Origin of the sequence: Nocardiopsis kunsanensis DSM 44524 (assembly GCF_000340965.1) — a bacterium.
In the GTDB taxonomy this organism is placed as follows: Bacteria; Actinomycetota; Actinomycetes; order Streptosporangiales; family Streptosporangiaceae; genus Nocardiopsis; species Nocardiopsis kunsanensis.
This window is the reverse complement of sequence record NZ_ANAY01000042.1, coordinates 14,297-31,369: the sequence shown is the minus strand read 5'-3', so window position 1 is coordinate 31,369 and position 17,073 is coordinate 14,297. Positions and strand designations below refer to the sequence as shown.

Genomic DNA, 17,073 nt, shown 5'->3' with positions numbered 1-17,073 from the left:
AGGTCCGACGCGGGGCGCGACACACCGTTCGCGTCGTGTTCGCGCCCCCAAGTAAAGCAGGCACCAAGAACCTCATCCCCACCACGGGGACACATAAGGGAACATTGGGGTATCAATTCCCGCATGCCCCATGCATACCGGCTCATTCGCCGGTGCGGTAGGGGTCCCCGATGGGGTCGTCGCCTTCCAGAGGCACCTCCACGATCGGCACGAACCGGCCGCTCGACTCCCCGCCCATCCGGTCGCTGTAGCTGAGCGTCCCGCCACCTGCGGAGACCTCGTGTGCGCTGTTGAGCAGCATCAGGTGCGAGAACACCTGGGTGGCGGTGGGCAGCTCCTCCCTCTCGCTCTGGTTGGAGATGCGCACCGCGCTCGCCGCGACCGCGACGGCGTCGTGGTTGACCAACGCGTACCCGTTGTCCAGGGCGCCTTCCTCCTCGTTGACGTACTCGCGGTAGGCGTTGGCGAAGCCCCCGTAGTACTCGGGGGCTTCGACGCCGGGTGAGGCGCCGTCCCACCGGGGGTCGGTGGCCGAAGCGTAGAGCAGGCTCATGTTGCCGTCCTCGAGCGATGCCATGACCTCCTCGTCCTGCAGCACGCTCAGGCCGGTGACGGCGAACACCACCCGCAGAGGCTGATCCTTGCACTGACGGATCGCCAGCGAGGACAGGAAGTCCTTGAGGTCGGGTGCCCGTCCGGCGAAGAACAGCGTGTCGCTGCGGGACCAGCACACGTTGTGAGTCATCGCCGTGTACAGGCCTGGGCTCCCCTGTTCCCCGACGGTGGTGCCCTCGTACTCCTGGGCGTGGCCGTCGGTGAAGTCGATGAGGTGCTCCTCGTAGGCCTCCCGAAGGGACGTGACGAACAGGTCCGGCTCGTTCTTGTCGTAGACCAGGGTCGCGTCGGGTTCCTCGTCGAGCCCCTCCAGGTAGGACCGCAGGGCCAGCACGTACTCGGTGTTGCTGGGGGCCGCACGCACCAGTCCGGGGATCTCGCCGTGTTCCAGGCCGTCCGCGGTGACCGCTGAGGAGACCATGGGGATGTTCTCACCGCTCAGGTGCTCGGCGATGTCGCGGGTGGAGTCGATGCTGACCCCCATCCCGGTGACCGCGACGAGGGGGACGTCGTCCTCGGTCATCTCCACGAGTTCCTCCACGACCGGTTCCCACTGGCGCTGTTGGCCGCCGACGTTGGCCAGCTCCAATTGGATCTGCGGGGTGGAGTCCCCGAACCGCGGCGAATGATTGGCGACCATCTGCGCGGTGTGGGCTCCCTCGATCGCACGCAGCATGCGCCCGGGGTCCATGGGGCTGACGTCGCCGAAGGTGAACGTTCCGAGGTGGGCGATCTTGACCGCCTCTCCCCCGCTCTCCTCGGCGACCCGGTCGTTCTCCTCGGCGATGCTCTGCTGGATGTCGGCGAAGTCGTCGTGGAAGGCGTATCCGTCGTCGGTGATGCCCACGCACTGGCCGTCGAGGAAGTACACCCCGTTGCCGGGCGCCCCGCAGAGGAACTCGTCCCAGTACCGCAGGCCGGAGGCGAGGAGCACGAGGGCGAGCACCCCCGTGGTCAAGGGTTTCCAGTGGCGCTTCCACCACGGTCTCCTGGCTCCCCAACCGAAACCGGGTATCTGCCTGTCCTTCTTCGGGGGGTTCGGCATCGTCACTTCTCGCTTCCCGCGGCATCGCTCACTTGAATCGGTCCCACAACGACAAGTGCCGCGCTGCCTCGGCCAGCAGTCGGCTGGAGTCCTCACCCACGAAATCCGCAGCCAGGTCGGAAAGGGTCTGCTGTGCAGCGGCGTGCAGCTCGGCCGTCCGGAACATGTCGGGGTCGCTCACCAGGTGGCGGGCGATCAGAAGTTTGAGGGTGGTGCGCACCAGGGGCGAGGGGTCCGCCGTACGGGTCTGCTCGCTCAGCAGCGTCAGCAACACGTCGAAGTAGGGCCGCTCGAACGTGTTCCGGGGCGGTGCGTCGGCGACGTCCTGCAGTGTCAGCACCCATGCGTCACCATCGACCTCGGGATCGATGAGCCGTTCGACGAGGAACTCGGCGACCAGTAGGAACTCGCCCGCGCACAGCAGGTGGTAGGCCTTGCGCACCGGGTCGGGCCGCACCGTGCGGTAGTGGTGCACGAGGCTGCGGTGCACGGTGTCCCAGTCGGGGTAGGTGCCGTCCGGCTCGCGCCGGGCCAGGACCCGCTGGAGCAGGCGGCGCAGGACCGTGGGGCGGCCGTCCTCCCACAGGGGGTGCTCGAGCAGGACCGGTTCACCGACCTCGTGGTCGGGACCGCTCTGTTCCCGGTACAGCCAGAGCCCGGACTCGACGTCGCGGGCGGCCGAGCAGGTGGTCAGTGCCGCGAGCAGGTCGGTGTTGAGTGCGTTGGGGGGTTCGCCGAGCACGCTGGTGAACATGAGGTTCTCGGTGGAGGGCAGGCTCTCCATACCCTGCGACGGGGGCCGGGCCAAGAGCGCATCGGTCACCCCGGAACCCGCGCACCGGACCCAGGCCTCCACCAGCGCGGCACTGGCCCCGGGGTGACCCCCGGTGAACCCCCACAGGTGGTCGACGACGTCGTCGGAGTGCCAGCCCTGCCCACTGGCCTCGATGAGTAGATCGCTGACCTCGGCGGTGGTGAAGGGCTGCAGACGGTAGCGGGACCACAGCGTGTCCTCCGTGGCGAGGGGCAGCATGTTGACCACACCGGTGCGCCCGCCGGGGGTGGCCACGACGACGCTGAGATGGTCGCCGCCGTCCTTGGCCGAACCCACGAGTGCGGAGACGAGTTCGGGGCCCGGGCCGCGGTCGACGTTGTCGAGCATGAGGGTGGGTGTGGGAACGCGGCGTTGGGCACGGCTGAGATCACGCAGGTCGGCACGGAGGGCCTTGCACAGGGACTGGGCGGCGAGCTCGCGGTTGTTGCGGCCCAGGACGGCGTTGTAGTGGTCGGGGTCCTGGACCTGATGGCGCAGGGCGATGAGTTCGTCGACCGGTTCGGCGCTGCCGGTACTGAACCAGCGCAGGACCTCGTCGACCGTGTTGACCGCGAGTCCGGACAGGCCGAGGCCGGCGCGGATGATCTCGACGGCGCCGAACCCGGTGAGGAGCTCCTCGGGTGAGATGACCCGGCCGGCGCGTTCGAGTTGGTCGCCGAGCTTGCGCAGGGCCCCGCGGCCCCGGGTGCGCACCTTGCCGATGACCCACTTCATACGCTCGCGTTCGCCCTCGGGGAGGGACTGCTCGCCGAGCGGGTCGAAGTCCAGGTCGGCGCGGATCGCCAGGAGTGCGAGCCACAAGCGGGGGAACTCCAGACGACCGAAATCGTCGCGGGTGTGGCCGAGCGCGCTCGCGTTGACCGAGGCCACGAAGCTGAGAACACTCGTCACGTCGGTGAAGCGGTCCTCGGCGAGGTCGACGTAGGCGTAGGGGACGCCGGCGTCGTAGAGGGTGGATGCGGCCCAGCTGAGGAAGTGTGTCTTGCCTGTTCCGTGGCTGCCCTCCACGACCATGACCGGCCGCGGCTCGGAATCGTCACCGCTGGGAGAGGCCAGAGCGACGAAACGCCGCGCGCCCTCCCTGCGGCCGATCGGACTCTCCACGTGTGACTCCGCCACACGGTCCTCCCCCTCGTCGACTGCGGCCTGCCCACCGACCAGTAATGCGTGCAGTCGACATCAATAAAAGGGTACTCATATTTCGTTATTCAGGAGTTATGCGATCTGGATGACTTCTGTGCTCGTTTGTACTTTTTGTTCTGGCTGAGGTAGTGGGCTTCCTTGTAATGCCTGGGCGCCACAGGAACGGTGGGCACTTCCATCCCCTGTGGCGCGGCATTGCGACCAACGGTCGAGGCGTGCGCGCGGCTGCTCGGGCCGGGCCCGCGGCCGCCACCGAACACCGGGGGCGGTGCTTTCCGCAGGCGCGAGGGAACGGCCCTCCCCGAACCAGTGGGGCGGCGCGCCCCGGCTCACGTACCGGCACACGTGGCGGGCCGCGCCGCCGTGGTCCCGAGGCCCGGCGTCAGAGCCGGGCGGCCTCACGGGCCAACTCGGTGACCTCGTCCCAACGCCCGGCCTCCACCAGCGATGCGGGCGTGAGCCAGCTTCCGCCCACGCACCCGACGTTGGGCAACGCCAGGTAGGTGGGGGCCGAATCGACCGTGATCCCGCCGGTGGGGCAGAAACGCGCCTGCGGCAGCGGGGAGGACAGCGCCTTCAGGAAGGCCGCGCCACCCGCCGGCTCCGCGGGGAAGAACTTCATCTCGTGCACGCCCTGTTCCAGCAGCGCCATGGCCTCCGAGACCGTGGACACCCCCGGCAGGAACGGCAGCCCGGTGTCGGCCATCGCCGCGCTCAGGCGCGGGCTGCATCCGGGGCTGACCAGGAACTCGGCCCCGGCCCGTGCCGCGGCCCCGGCCTGCTCCGGCGTCGTCACCGTCCCTGCGCCCACCACGGCCTCGGGAACCTCGGCGGCGACCCGCTCGATCGCCGCCATGGCATCGGGGGTGCGCAGGGTGATCTCCACGCCGGGCAGCCCGCCGGCCACCAGCGCGCGGGACAGTGGCACGGCGGTCTCAGGATCGTCGACCACGACCACCGGCATGACCGGTGCCAGGTCCAGCAGCTCGGCTCCCGAGCGGGGCGTCGTCGTCATGTGTGTCGTCTCCCGTGTGTGCGAAATGGGTGGCTGAAGGACCGTTCACAGGACCCCGGCGCCGGTCTCGGCCGGGCCGACGGCACCGCGCAGGGCCGCGAACAGCTCCCGACCGGTGCCGACGGAGGAGTCCACGCTCGGACGTGCCGCCTCACGGCCGGAGAGATCGGCGAGCACGTCCAGTGTCCCCTTCACCGCGTCCAGGCGCACGGGATCGCCGTCGCGCACGTAGGCGAGGGGGCCGAGGTGTGCCGCCTCCGGGGAGACGTGGATGGCGGCGGGGACCTTGCCCGAGGCGCCCGACATCCGCCCGTCGGTGACCAGGGCGACCTTCTGGCCGCGGTCCTGGAGCACACCGAGCGAGGGCGTGAGCTTGTGCAGTTCCGGCATGCCGTTGGCGCTGGGGCCCTGGAACCGGACCACGGCCACGAGATCCCCGGTCAGCTCACCGGCGGCGAAGGCCTCCTGGAGCTGGGCCTGGTCGTCGAAGACCCGCGCGGGCGCCTCGACGACGTGGCGCTCGTCGGCCACCGCGGAGACCTTGATGACCGCACGCCCCATGTTTCCCTCGAGCATGCGCAGGCCGCCGTCGGAGGCGAAGGGTGCGTCGGTGCCGCGCAGGACGTCCTCGTCACCGCTCTCCGCCGGGCCGTCCACCCACGTGAGGGTGCCGTCCTCGGCCAGCTCCGGGACCTTGCGGTACTGGGACAGTCCGCGGCCCATGACGGTGTCCACGTCCTCGTGCAGCAGGCCCGCGTCGAGCAGGGACCCGATGAGGTGGGCCATGCCGCCCGCCTGGTGGAACTGGTTCACGTCAGCGGCGCCGTTGGGGTACATGCGCGTCAGGAGCGGCACGACCTCCGACAGGGCGGCGAAGTCGTCCCAGGTGAGTTCGATGCCGGCGGCTCGCGCCATCGCGACCAGGTGCAGAGTGTGGTTGCTGGATCCGCCCGTCGCCAGTAGCGCGACGACGGCGTTGACGACGGCACGCTCGTCGATCTGCTCACCGAGCGGAACGTGGTGCCCGCCCACAGCGGTGTGGCCCAGCACGCGGCGCCCGGCCTCGTCGGTCAGGGCGTCGCGCAGGTCGGTTCCCGGGGGCTCGAAGCTCGCGCCGGCCAGGTGCAGGCCCATGACCTCCATGAGCATCTGGTTGGAGTTGGCGGTGCCGTAGAAGGTGCAGGTGCCGGGCGCGTGGTAGGCGGCGGACTCGGCCTGCAACAGCTCACGGCGGCCCACCCGGCCTTCCGCGTGCTGCTGGCGCACCTTCGCCTTGTCGCGGTTGGGCAGACCGGAGGGCATCGGTCCGGCCGGGACGAAGGCCACGGGCAGGTGGCCGAAGGAGAGCGCGCCGATGAGCAGGCCCGGCACGATCTTGTCGCACACACCGAGCATGAGGGCGCCGTCGAACATGTCGTGGGACAGCGCCACGGCCGATGCCATGGCGATGAGGTCCCGGCTGAACAGGGACAGCTCCATGCCGGCCCGCCCCTGGGTGATGCCGTCGCACATCGCGGGCACACCGCCGGCGAACTGGGCGACACCGCCGGCCTCCGACACCGCACGCTTGATGCGGTCGGGGTAGTCCTTGAGCGGCTGGTGGGCGGAGAGCATGTCGTTGTAGGCCGACACGATCGCCAGGTTCGGGGTCACCTCGCCCGTGAGCTTGAGCTTGTCGGAGACCCCACAGGCGGCGGCCCCGTGTGCGAGGTTGGCGCATCCCAACGAGGTGCGGGCCGGACCTTCGCTCGCGGCGGCCCGGATGCGCTCCAGGTAGGCGGTGCGGGACTCGGCGCTGCGTTCGGCGAGACGACGGGTCGCTTCGGCGACGACGGGGTGGACTTCGATGTGCGCGGTCATCGTGGCTGCTCCTGTTCGTACCAGGTCCGGCCGTTGCGGCCGAGGAGCCGGTGGGCGCCTGCGGGGCCGGCGCTCCCGGACGGGTAGATCTCTGGTGGGGTGTTCCGGTCGGTCCAGGCCTCGATCACGGGGTCCACCCAACGCCAGGCCTCCTCGACCTCGTCTCGGCGCACGAACAGGGTGGGGTCCCCGGCCAGGACGTCCGCCAGCAGCCGCTCGTAGGCCTCGGGCGAGCGGTTGGGGAAGGTGTCGGCGAAACTGAGCCGTAGGGGGACGGGGCGCAGTCGCGGGGCGCCCGCGCCGGGTTCCTTGGCCGACATGGTCAGGTGGATGCCTTCGTCGGGTTGGAGGCGGATGACGAGCTCTCCTGCGCCGGGACGGCCGTCGGCGCCGGGGAAGATGGTGTGCGGCACCTCGCGGAAGCGCACCACGATCTCCGAACGCGTGTGCGCCATGCGTTTTCCGGTGCGCAGATAGAAGGGCACCCCGGCCCAGCGCCAGTTGGCGACCTCGGCGCGCAGGGCCACGAAGGTCTCGGTGTCCCCTGTGGAGGGGCCGCCGGCCTCGTCCAGATAACCGACGACTTCCTCTCCCCCGACCGTTCCGGGGCCGTACTGTCCTCGGACGGTGTCGGTGTCGACACGGTCGCCGGTGAGCGGGGCGAGCGCCTGCAGGACCTTGAGTTTCTCGTTGCGCACGGCGTCGCGGTCGTAGCTGGAGGGCGGTTCCATCGCGGTCAGGCACAGCAGCTGGAGCAGGTGGTTCTGCACCATGTCGCGCATGGCCCCGGCGGAGTCGTAGTAACCGCGCCGGCCGCCGACCCCGACCGTCTCGGCTGCGGTGATCTGCACGTGGTCGATCCACCGCGAGTTCCACAGGGGTTCGAGGAAGACGTTGGCGAACCGCAGCACGAGCAGGTTCTGGACCGTTTCCTTGCCGAGGTAGTGGTCGATCCGGTAGGTGGCCGACTCCGGGAAGATCTCGGCGACCTCGGCGTTGACCTCGCGCGCGGAGGCGAGATCGCGGCCCAGGGGTTTCTCGAGGACGACGCGGGCCCCGGGGGCAACCAGCCCGGCGTCGCGCAGGCCTCGGCAGATGGAGCCGGAGAGCATGGGCGGGACGGCGAGGTGGAAGACACGGTCGCGTCCGGGAACGAGGGCTCTGGCGAGGTCCTCCCAACCGCGGGGGTCGCCGCCGACGTCCACGGTGACGTGCGAGAGGCGGTCGAGGAAGCTGTTCAGGCCGTCGTTGTCGTCGACCTCGTGGTGGGAGCGGACGGCGGCAGCCGCCTTGTCGCGCAGGTCGGCGTCGGTGAGTCCGTCGCGGGAGACGGCGACGACGCGGGTTCCGGCGTCGAGGTGGCCGTCACGGTCGAGCAGGTGCAGGGACGGCAGGAGTTTACGCATGGACAGGTCCCCGGTTCCGCCGAAGACCACAAGATCAGTGGGTTCGGAAGCGGGTGGCTGAGGCATGTCGGACTCTTCCGTCGGGAGGAGGGCGCGGCGGTCCGCGCTGGGAGATGCGGGGGTTCGTGCCTGCACACAGGCAAAAGGGTGTAACTACATCGACCATAGATCCGACTATGAACAAAAACCAAGCACACTTCTGAACAATTTTTTACAGAACTACGCACCTTCCCCCGCTCCGGACGTGGGAGGGGCGGGGGATGATTCAATGTGGCATGCCCAGAACCCCGGGACGCCTGTCATCGACCGCCACGAGCGGCCACATCCTGGAGCTCATCCGCACCGGTACGGCCACCAACCGTTCGGAGATCGCGCGAACCACCGGGCTCTCGCGCCCCTCGGTGGCCCTGCGCGTGGCCGAACTCGTCGACGGCGGCCTCGTCGTGGAGCGCAACGGTGCACCCTCCAGCGGCGGCCGCCCGCCCACGCTCCTGGAGTTCGACGCCTCGTCCGGCCTGATCCTCACCAGCGCCCTGGGCATGGCCCGCAGCCAGGCCGCCGTGTGCGACCTCGACGGAGAGGTGCTCGTTCGCACCCCCGGCTCCCCCGACATGGAGAGCGGCCCGGACCGCACCCTGCCGTGGCTGCTGGAGACCTGGAACGAACAGCTCGCCTCCCTGGGACGCGGTGCCGGGGACGTGCGCGGGGTCGGTATCGGGCTTCCGGGAACCGTTGAATACCACACCGGACGCGCGGCCGACCGGCCCTTCCTCGGCACGTGGGCGGGGGTGGCATTGGAACCGCTGATCGCCGAGCACTTCCCGGTACCCGTGACCGTGGACAACGACGTCAACGTCATGGCGGTCGGCGAACTCCTGCACGGCGGGCACGGCAGGCCCGCAGACATGGTCTTCGTGAAGGTATCGACCGGGGTCGGCGCAGGACTGGTGTCCGGCGGACGGCTGCTGCGCGGATCCCTGGGCGCGGCCGGCGAGATCGGCCACATCCCCGTACGCGAGGGGGGCGGACTCCCCTGCCGGTGCGGGAACACCGACTGTCTGGAAGCCGTCGCCGGCGGGCGTGCGCTGCTGAACGAGGCCGCGGCCCGGGGCAAGGAGGTCGACGGGCTCAAGGAACTGGTGTCCCTGGCCCTGGACGGCGACCCGGTGGCCGTCACACTCGTACGCGGCGCCGGACGGCGGCTGGGTGAGGCGCTGGCCGGGGCGGTGAACCTGCTCAACCCCGACACCATCGTGCTGGGCGGTGATCTGTCGGAAGCCTACGACCACCTCGTGGCCGGGGTGCGCGAGGTCGTCTTCCAGCAGTGCACCGCGCTGGCCACACGGCAACTCCGGGTTCTGGCGAGTTCGCTGTGGGACGAAGCGGGCGTGCGCGGGTGCGCGTCGATGGTTGCGGAGGAGATCCTGTCACCCGAGGCGGTCAACATCTTCCTCGCCGGTGCCCCCTCCCAGGACACTTGACAACCCTCCTCCGAGTGGCGGATAGTCACCGACCACCGCGCGGCCCCATCGACCCCCACCCCAAGCGTCGTGCGGTTCTCCGCCCGGAAAGGTCCCCTCGTGCTCGACACCGCCGTTCTCACCGCTCTGCTCGTGGGTGCCGGGATCGCCCTGGTCACCAGTGTGGTCGTCACCGCGATCCAGTCACGCCAGATCCGGCGCACCGACACCCGGGCCGCCTCTCGTACGTCCGCTCGCAGCCTCATGAGCGCCTTCATCTCCGAACGCGAGTCCGACGGGCAGGGCGAGCACTTCCTCAGCGAGGCCGAGATGACGGTCATGGCGATGACCGACCGCAAGACCCGCGACCGGCTCCGCGACCTCATCCGGCTCCTGCGCGAGCGTTCCCTGCCCGAGGTCGAGGAGCTCAGCGGTGTCGACTCCGACCGCGCCCGGCGCCTGCTGTGCGACCACGCCCTGGAGGTGCTCGGCGCACACTTGCGTAACGAGCGCCTGCCGGAGGTGTCTTCGACCGTGCAGAAGATGCTCTCCATCGAGGAGGAGGCTCTGCGCATGCGCTCGGGTGAGGCGGTACCCGCCCCGAGCAAGCCCATCGACAAGAGCTCCGTCACCGAACGGCCCCGCCACACCGGCGGCAAGGGGAGCGACACGGGCGCGGCCACTCGCCGCAAGGGTTCCGGCAAGACCTCGGGGAAGAGCTCCAAGACCTCGGCCAAGACGCCCGCAACCGAGCCCAGGACGGAGAAGAGCGCTTTCTGGGACGACGACGAGTAACCTCGGGCCGGTTCCGCTCCAGTGGCTCTTCCTTGCGATTTTCGGTGATTTCCAGCAGCACCATGTCGCTTGATGGCCGGAAAATCGGGCATACGTAGATCAGAAGGGCCCCGGGCGGCCAGGAACTGTGTGTGGAGCAGTCGCGGTCCGCGCCGGCCCGAGGGCGCAGTCGACGACAACTTCGCCTAGGATCGCCACGCGTGGGTGTCGGTACTCTCCTCCTGGCGCCACCCCTCGGTCCCCCGCACCGTCCCAGGTCGCTCACCCCGCTCATCCCCCGCTCTCCCCCGCACGGACCTCCGCCCGCTGCCGGGCGGCGACGCGGACCTCAGCCCGTCCGTCGCCCGGGACCACCGAGATTGCACGATGGCCGCTGACGACAACCCCATCAATGAACCCGGTCCGGACGGCCAGGCAGACCACGACCCGCCCGGACACGACGACCACCCCTCTCCTGCACCGCCCGACCCCGACGACACCCCCACCACAGAGCACAGCTCCCAGGACCCCACGGAGAACGCCGCGGAAGGCGACACCGACCCTGCCGACCCCGACGACACCCCCACCACGGACGGCAGCTCCGAAAGCGCCCCCGCCACGGAGGGCGGCGCTGCGGGGAAACCGCGCCGGAGCCGGTGGCGGAAGGTGCTCCTGTGGACCGCCGCCTCGCTCGTCCTGGCCATGGTCGCCCTCGTGGGCGGTGCCTACGCCTACTACCAGTCCCTCCGCTCCGACATGGACCAGCACGACATCGACTCGGTCCTGGTCGAGGAGGACCGTCCCGACAAACTCGACGACGCCGTCAACATCCTCTTCATCGGATCCGACGGTTACGAGGAGGACAGTCCTGCCTACTCATCGGAGTTCGAGGGCGAACGCTCCGACTCGTTGATGCTGGCGCACATCTCCCCCGACGACCGCGCTTCGGTGGTGAGCTTCCCGCGCGACTCGCTGGTCCAGCTCCCGGAGTGCGAGCCCTACGGCGACACCGAAGGCACGTCCTCGTACCACGGCATGCTCAATGCGGCGATGTACCACGGCGGCCCGCCGTGTGTGGTGCACACGATCGAGTCGCTGACCGAGATCCGTGTCGACCACTTCGTGCACCTGAGTTTCGCGAGTTTCCGCGACGTCGTGGACGCCATCGGGGGTGTGGAGATGTGCATCCCCGAGCCGATGGAGGACGAGCGCTCCGACCTGGACATCGACGAGGGCGAACAGGTTCTGGACGGGGAGACGGCCCTGTCGTTCGTACGCGCGCGTTACGAGATCGGCGACGGCGGAGACATCGGGCGCATCGACCGGCAGCAGATGTTCCTGGCAGCACTCGCCGAACAGGTGATGAGCAACGAGGTGCTCACGGACCCGAGGAAGATGAACGGTCTCGCCGGCGCGGTCGCAGAACACAGCGCCACCGACCGGGAGCTCACCCTGGACCGCATGGTCTCGGTAGCTTTCACTCTCTCCGGGGTCGACCTGTCCGACATCGAGTTCCACACCGTCCCCTGGTTCCAGGCCCCGCACAACCCCAACCGGGTCATCTGGAACGAGGAGGAGGCGGAGAAGCTCTTCACCGCGGTGCGTGAGGGCAGACCGTTGCCGGAGCTCATGGCGGCCGACGACGCCTCGGTCCCGAAGGAACCGCCGGGTACCGAACCGAGCGAGGCGGCCTCCCCGGAGCCCTCGGCGGAGCCCTCGGACTCTCCGCCCGCGCTACCCGGCGAGGGCAGGGACGCCACCTCCGACCCGTGCGAGGACGGCCTCGGTCTCGGCACCGGGGAAGAGGACGGCTGACGCCTGCCCGGGGACGGGCACAGCAACGGGGGCGGGCCCGCACTGGGTCCGTCCCCGTTCTCGCGTCCGGGCATCGGGGCTCTGCTCGATCACCGTCGCCCGCACCGGGCCCCACGGTCCGTCCGGTACCACTTCGGCGGTGGGTCCGCACACCTCCCGCACACGGGTGCGCCCGCAGTGATCCGCCGGCGCACGTTCCGGACGGTTCAGCCCAGGCCGACCGGCAGCATGTCGGTGACCGGGTCGGTGTTCAGCTCGGTACCGGTCAGGTCCCCGATACCGGACATGGGCAGCGTCTCGGTGCCGACGGTGGGCTCGCCCAGCTCGGGCAGGCCGTCGAGGCCGACGAGGTCCTCGTTGGTCTGCACCTGGTCGGACATCGGGAGGGTCTCGTCCACACCGAGGAGGGGCGCGACCCCGCCGGTCAGGTCGGCGTTCTCTCCGGTGTCGAGGCTGATCGGGCTCTCCCCGTCGGCCATCGGCACACTCCGGGCACCGGCGATGTGGCCCAGGTCTGCCGCGGTGTCGCCGGCGATGTCGGCGACGTGGTCGACGGTGTCCCCGGCGCCGCCGTCGGCCATTTGCAGGGGCTGCTCGTCCAGCTCCAGCGGGCCGACGGAGGTGGAGTTGTCGGTCCCGGTGTCCACGGGAGCGTCCGTGGAGATGTTGTCCAGGGCGGGACCGTTGCCGGAACCGGACTGGTGCTGAAGCCCGGGGTCGGCGGAGACCTCACCGGGGTCGACGTCGAGGGCACCGTCCAGTACCGAGGCCACACCACCCAACTCGTCCAGGGGTGCGGTGTTCTCGAGGGTGTCGGCCCCGGCGACGCCCGTCCCGAGGGCGACGAAGCCCGCGGTTCCGACGGTCAGCAGCAGGGTCCGTGCGGTGTACAACATGGGGGTCCTTCCGATCAGGGTAGGGATGTGCGCTCTGTGCGTTCGGTCCTGTGTCGGTCGCACCTGGGACCGACGTGAACCCCGTCGGCCGGTGGTGGTCCGGCGAGGCTCACGACAGCCCCCAGAGGATGCGGGCGCGGGGCCCGGGGCTGGGAGAAGGTGCCCGGAAAGGACTGCGCGGGGATCGGGCGGGCGTCTCTAGTCGGGCGAGAAGGCCGTCTCGTCCTCGGGGGCGGCGGGCACGGAACGCAGTACGTGCCGGGCGGCCTGGATCTCGCCCGGGGCAGGTGCCGGCGCCCCGGGTGCGGAGAGGTAACCGGGGGCGACCCCGTGCGTGAGCGCTGTGGGGACCGCCGGGGAGGACAGAGCACCGGCGCCGCTGCCGGAACCGGTGGCGGGTGCGGTGTCACCGGTGTCGGGGGACTCGTCGACGGGACCGGCGACGGCCTCGGCCGGGGCAGGCTCGGGTGCGGAGACGGCCTCCTCGACCTGTGGCGGGCTCCCGGAGGGTGCGGCCTCGTGGGGCCGGGGCACGCCCTCGCCCCCGTCCCGCGCGGTCTCCCCCTCCGGTGCGGGCGCGTCCTCGCGGACGGGGCCGGTACCCCGGTGGCCCCCGGGCAGGTTCTCGACCGCCGTGTACACGTCGTCGTGCACGCGCTGGGTGGCCTCGCCGATGCCGGTGGGTTCCGGCGTGCCGGTGTCCACGGGCAGGTGGTCGGAGGTTTCTCGCACCACGGCCCGGATGGCGTGTCCGCCGGCTCCGGCGACCGTGTCGGTGAGGGGTTCGTGCAGACCGCTCGCCTCGAGGGCGGCCCCCTGCTGCAGGTCCTGGCCGACATCGGCCAGGACCCCGGTCCCCGGTGCGGGGCGTTCCTCGGCCTGTACCGGTGCTGCGGCCAGCCACACGGCGGCCAGGGCGACCAGGAGGAGGCCACCGAGCACCAGGACCCGCCGGATCGGGCCGGAGAGCACGACAGCGCCGACGCGGGGGGCGCCGGGGGTGCCGTGGCGTCCGATCACCGGGAACGTCCTTTCGGGTGCAGGGGCCGGATGTGCGACACATCGACACTCCGACACTTTCAGCGAGAAAGCCATCACTCTCCGCTTCCAGGCCACGCCGACGTTAGCACGGGCCCTCCCCCACCTTTCCCTTTTCCTGGAAAATCGGCGACGGAAATCCCGCGCCGCCCTCAGCTGTTCCCCTGACCAGGACAGGGATCCAAATCACCCGAAAGAACAAAATTCAGCCTCTCGGGGTACTCGAAACCCACCACGCGGGGACCTTTGCCTACGGTGACCGCACCGTCGACCCCCGGAAGCGGCGTAGACTCGTCCTTCGGCGCCTCGGCCGTCGATCGCACGATCGACCACCCGAAGCCGCGCACGGCATCCGGATCACAGTCCGGACCCGAGATCGACAACCGGATTCGACCGAGGCTCATATCGACCCGCACGAAGCGGCGTTATCATGAAATACCGAGCAGAGCACGACCATTCCGACACAAGTCATCCCGATAGTGGTGGAGCGCTGGCCGGACGGGCGTGAGAGCCGATAGCTTCGATCACCGCGCCCGAGGGAAACACACCCTGCCAACAGAGCCCCCGCGATCGGCTCTGCGGAGGTTGACCGAGACATGACCGAACTCCCCGAGAGCCACCCCGGCCCCTCCGGGACCCAGCCCTCCACCGATCTGGATGCTCTCCTCACCGGGGTCCACTCGCAGCTCGCCACCGACCTCACCCCCGAGGGACGTGTCCACTCCCTGCTGCAGGCGGTCCTGACCATCGGCGCCGACCTCGATCTGGCCACCGTCCTGCGCCGGCTCACCGAAGCCGCCGCCGGTCTCACCGGCGCACGTTACGCCGGTCTCGGTGTACTCGACGAGAACGGTGCGTTCAGCGAGTTCATCCCCGTGGGGGTGTCCGAAGAACGCACCGAGCTGATCAACCGCTTCCCGCACGGCAAGGGCATCCTCGGCAGGCCCCAGCGCGACCCGACCCCGTTGCGCCTGTCCGACCTGCGCGACCACCCCGATTTCAGCGGTTTCCCGAGCGGGCACCCGCACATGATCAGTTTCCTCGGTGTGCCCATCCAGGTCCGGGACGAGGTCTTCGGCAACCTCTACCTCACCGACAAGACCGACGGCAACGAGTTCGACGCCGAGGACGAGGCGATGGTCACGGCGCTGGCCACTGCAGCCGGTGTCGCGATCGAGAACGCCCGGTTGTACGAGGAGACACGGCTGCGCGAGCGCTGGCTGGCCGCCTCCACCGAGATCACCACCCGGCTCCTGTCGGGGGCCGACACCAAGGAGGTCCTCGGGTTCATGGCGGGGCAGAGCCGGGAGATCGGCGGTGCCGACACCGCCGTGATCCTGCTCCCGGACCGCCACGCCCGCGGCCACCTGTTCGCCGAGATCGCCGACGGGCCCGTGGCCCAGGAGATCCTCGGTACCCCCGTGGAGATCCGGCAGACCCTCTGCGGGTGGGTGTACGAGAACGGCGAGGCACGCACGATCTCCGACCTGCGCGAGGCCAACTGCCCGATGCTCACCCACCGGGGGTACGGGCCCGGGCTGATGATCCCGCTCGGTACCCCCGGCAACACCAGGGGTGTGCTCCTGCTCGGCAAGCTCTCCGACCGCGCACCCTTCACCTCCACCACCAGCCGGATGATGCACTCCTTCTCCGTGCAGGCGGGGGTGGCGCTGGAGCTGGCCGAGGCGCGCCGCGACACCGAGCGTCTCGTGGTCCTGGAGGAACGCGACCGCATCGCCAAGGACCTGCACGACGTGGTCATCCAACGCCTGTTCGCGTCGGCGATGACCCTCATGAGCACGATGCGGCTCATCACCTCGCCCGAGGCCGAGGAACGTATGCAGCGCACCATAGACGAGCTGGACGGCACGATCCGCGAGATCCGGTCCACGATCTTCGCACTGCAGAACCCGCCGAACCGCAAGGACACCTCACTGCGCGGACGCATCCTCGAACTGTCGGAGAACACCGCCAACAGCCTGGGGTGCCACCCCGGCGTCAGCCTGGACGGCCCCATCGACGCCTCTGTGCCCGACGAGACCGGTGAACAGCTGCTGGCGGTGCTGGGCGAGAGCCTCACCAACGTGGCCAGGCACGCGCGCGCCACCGAGGTGCACGTGTCGGTGAGTGTGGACGAGCCCGGCGCCCCGGGCCGGCCCACCTCCCTGACGCTCACCGTCACCGACAACGGCATCGGGCTGAGCGAGGGCGGGCGCCGCAGCGGTCTGCGCAACCTCGACGAACGCGCCCGTGCGCTGGGCGGGGACTTCTCCGCCGAACGCGGGGATGAGTACGGCACGATCCTGGTGTGGCGTGTGCCGGTCCCCGACGACGGCAGCGACCACACCGAGGGGCTCTGAGCCCGGGCCGCGCCCCTGCCGGACGAGCTCAGTAGCGGCGGCCCCGCAGTTCGGCGACGAGTACGGCCGCCTGGGTACGGCGTTTGAGGTCGAGCTTGGACAACAGCGCCGACACGTAGTTCTTCACGGTCTTCTCCGCCAGGTACAGGCGTTCGCCGATCTGGCGGTTGGTCATGCCCTCGCCGATGAGGTCGAGGATCTGGCGCTCCTGCGGGGTGAGTTCGGCCAACGGGTCGGGTTCGGACTGCCCGCCGCGCAAGCGTTCCATCATCGCCCCGGTGCTACCGGAGTCCAGCAGCGAACCACCGGATGCGACGGTCCGCACCGCCCCGACGAGGTCGGCTCCGTGGATCTGTTTGAGCACGTATCCGGCAGCGCCCGCCATGACGGCGTCGTAGAGGGCGTCCTCGTCGGCGAACGAGGTGAGCATGAGGCAGGCGATCTCGGGATGGCCGGAACGGATGTCGCGGCAGACCTGCACACCGGACCCGCCCGGCAGTCGCACGTCGAGGACGGCCACGTCGGGGACCACGACGGGGATACGGGACAGGGCCTGTTCGGCGGTCCCGGCCTCGCCGACGACCGTCATGTCGTCCTCGCTCTCCAGCAGGGCCGCCACACCTCGGCGCACGACCTCGTGGTCGTCCACGAGGAAGACCCTGATCTGCTTCCCAGCACCGCCCGTCATCGGACCATCCTTACCCCGGGGTCTGCGCGTGGCGCACACCGCGCCCAGGAGAACGGTAATACGGGAAGGGCCCGGCATGCGGGCCCGAAGGGCGTTCCGGCCCCGGCCGAAAGTCCTGGATGC

Annotated in this window: 12 protein-coding genes; 4 read left to right on the top strand and 8 right to left on the bottom strand. The window is 70.0% G+C overall.

The genetic code is table 11. From position 1 onward, the window contains the following. Window positions 1–142: 142 nt before the first annotated feature. From D456_RS0121030 to zwf, 5 genes are all read right to left on the bottom strand, one after another. Complete coding sequence (locus D456_RS0121030) at window positions 143–1,660, bottom strand: hypothetical protein (protein ID WP_239643894.1); 1,518 nt, start codon at window positions 1,658–1,660, stop codon at window positions 143–145. A 28-nt stretch (window positions 1,661–1,688) separates the two neighbouring features. Then, window positions 1,689–3,614: a hypothetical protein gene (locus D456_RS0121025; protein WP_017578147.1), complete on the bottom strand. Its 1,926-nt coding sequence runs from the start codon at window positions 3,612–3,614 to the stop codon at window positions 1,689–1,691. Window positions 3,615–4,020: 406 nt separating this feature from the next. Then, window positions 4,021–4,653 carry a bifunctional 4-hydroxy-2-oxoglutarate aldolase/2-dehydro-3-deoxy-phosphogluconate aldolase gene (eda, locus tag D456_RS0121020; RefSeq protein ID WP_017578146.1) on the bottom strand — a complete coding sequence of 211 codons (633 nt, stop codon included), beginning with the start codon at window positions 4,651–4,653 and terminating at the stop codon, window positions 4,021–4,023. A 45-nt stretch (window positions 4,654–4,698) separates the two neighbouring features. Then, entirely contained in the window at window positions 4,699–6,513 is a 1,815-nt protein-coding gene (edd, locus tag D456_RS0121015) for a phosphogluconate dehydratase (protein ID WP_017578145.1), read from the bottom strand. Further along, complete coding sequence (gene zwf / locus D456_RS0121010) at window positions 6,510–7,985, bottom strand: glucose-6-phosphate dehydrogenase (RefSeq protein ID WP_026116085.1); 1,476 nt, start codon at window positions 7,983–7,985, stop codon at window positions 6,510–6,512. The genes edd and zwf overlap by 4 nt, the downstream gene beginning before the upstream one ends. A 209-nt stretch (window positions 7,986–8,194) precedes the next feature. Here zwf and D456_RS0121005 point away from each other — a divergent pair, with 209 nt between their 5' ends. The 3 genes from D456_RS0121005 to D456_RS0120995 all read left to right on the top strand — a co-directional run bounded on the left by D456_RS0121005 (window position 8,195) and on the right by D456_RS0120995 (window position 11,968). Beyond that, window positions 8,195–9,400 carry an ROK family transcriptional regulator gene (locus tag D456_RS0121005; RefSeq protein WP_017578143.1) on the top strand — a complete coding sequence of 402 codons (1,206 nt, stop codon included), beginning with the start codon at window positions 8,195–8,197 and terminating at the stop codon, window positions 9,398–9,400. Window positions 9,401–9,499: 99 nt separating this feature from the next. Then, window positions 9,500–10,174, top strand: coding sequence for a hypothetical protein (locus tag D456_RS0121000; protein ID WP_017578142.1), 675 nt, complete (start codon window positions 9,500–9,502; stop codon window positions 10,172–10,174). Between the two features lie 366 nt (window positions 10,175–10,540). Next, window positions 10,541–11,968: an LCP family glycopolymer transferase gene (locus D456_RS0120995; RefSeq protein ID WP_017578141.1), complete on the top strand. Its 1,428-nt coding sequence runs from the start codon at window positions 10,541–10,543 to the stop codon at window positions 11,966–11,968. A gap of 206 nt (window positions 11,969–12,174) precedes the next feature. On the opposite strand, the gene D456_RS0120990 is transcribed toward D456_RS0120995, so the two are convergent. Beyond that, entirely contained in the window at window positions 12,175–12,864 is a 690-nt protein-coding gene (locus D456_RS0120990; protein WP_017578140.1) for a hypothetical protein, read from the bottom strand. A 198-nt stretch (window positions 12,865–13,062) separates the two neighbouring features. Further along, a complete protein-coding gene (locus D456_RS0120985; RefSeq protein ID WP_026116084.1) occupies window positions 13,063–13,884 on the bottom strand; it encodes a hypothetical protein in 822 nt (273 codons plus the stop codon). Window positions 13,885–14,498: 614 nt separating this feature from the next. Between D456_RS0120985 and D456_RS0120980 the strand changes: the two genes are divergently transcribed. Next, window positions 14,499–16,262 (top strand): sensor histidine kinase, encoded by a 1,764-nt coding sequence (locus D456_RS0120980; RefSeq protein WP_017578139.1) that lies wholly within the window; start codon window positions 14,499–14,501, stop codon window positions 16,260–16,262. A gap of 28 nt (window positions 16,263–16,290) precedes the next feature. Here the strand turns inward: D456_RS0120980 and D456_RS0120975 are convergent, their stop codons facing one another. After that, complete coding sequence (locus D456_RS0120975; protein WP_017578138.1) at window positions 16,291–16,950, bottom strand: response regulator; 660 nt, start codon at window positions 16,948–16,950, stop codon at window positions 16,291–16,293. Between the last annotated feature and the right edge of the window lie 123 nt (window positions 16,951–17,073).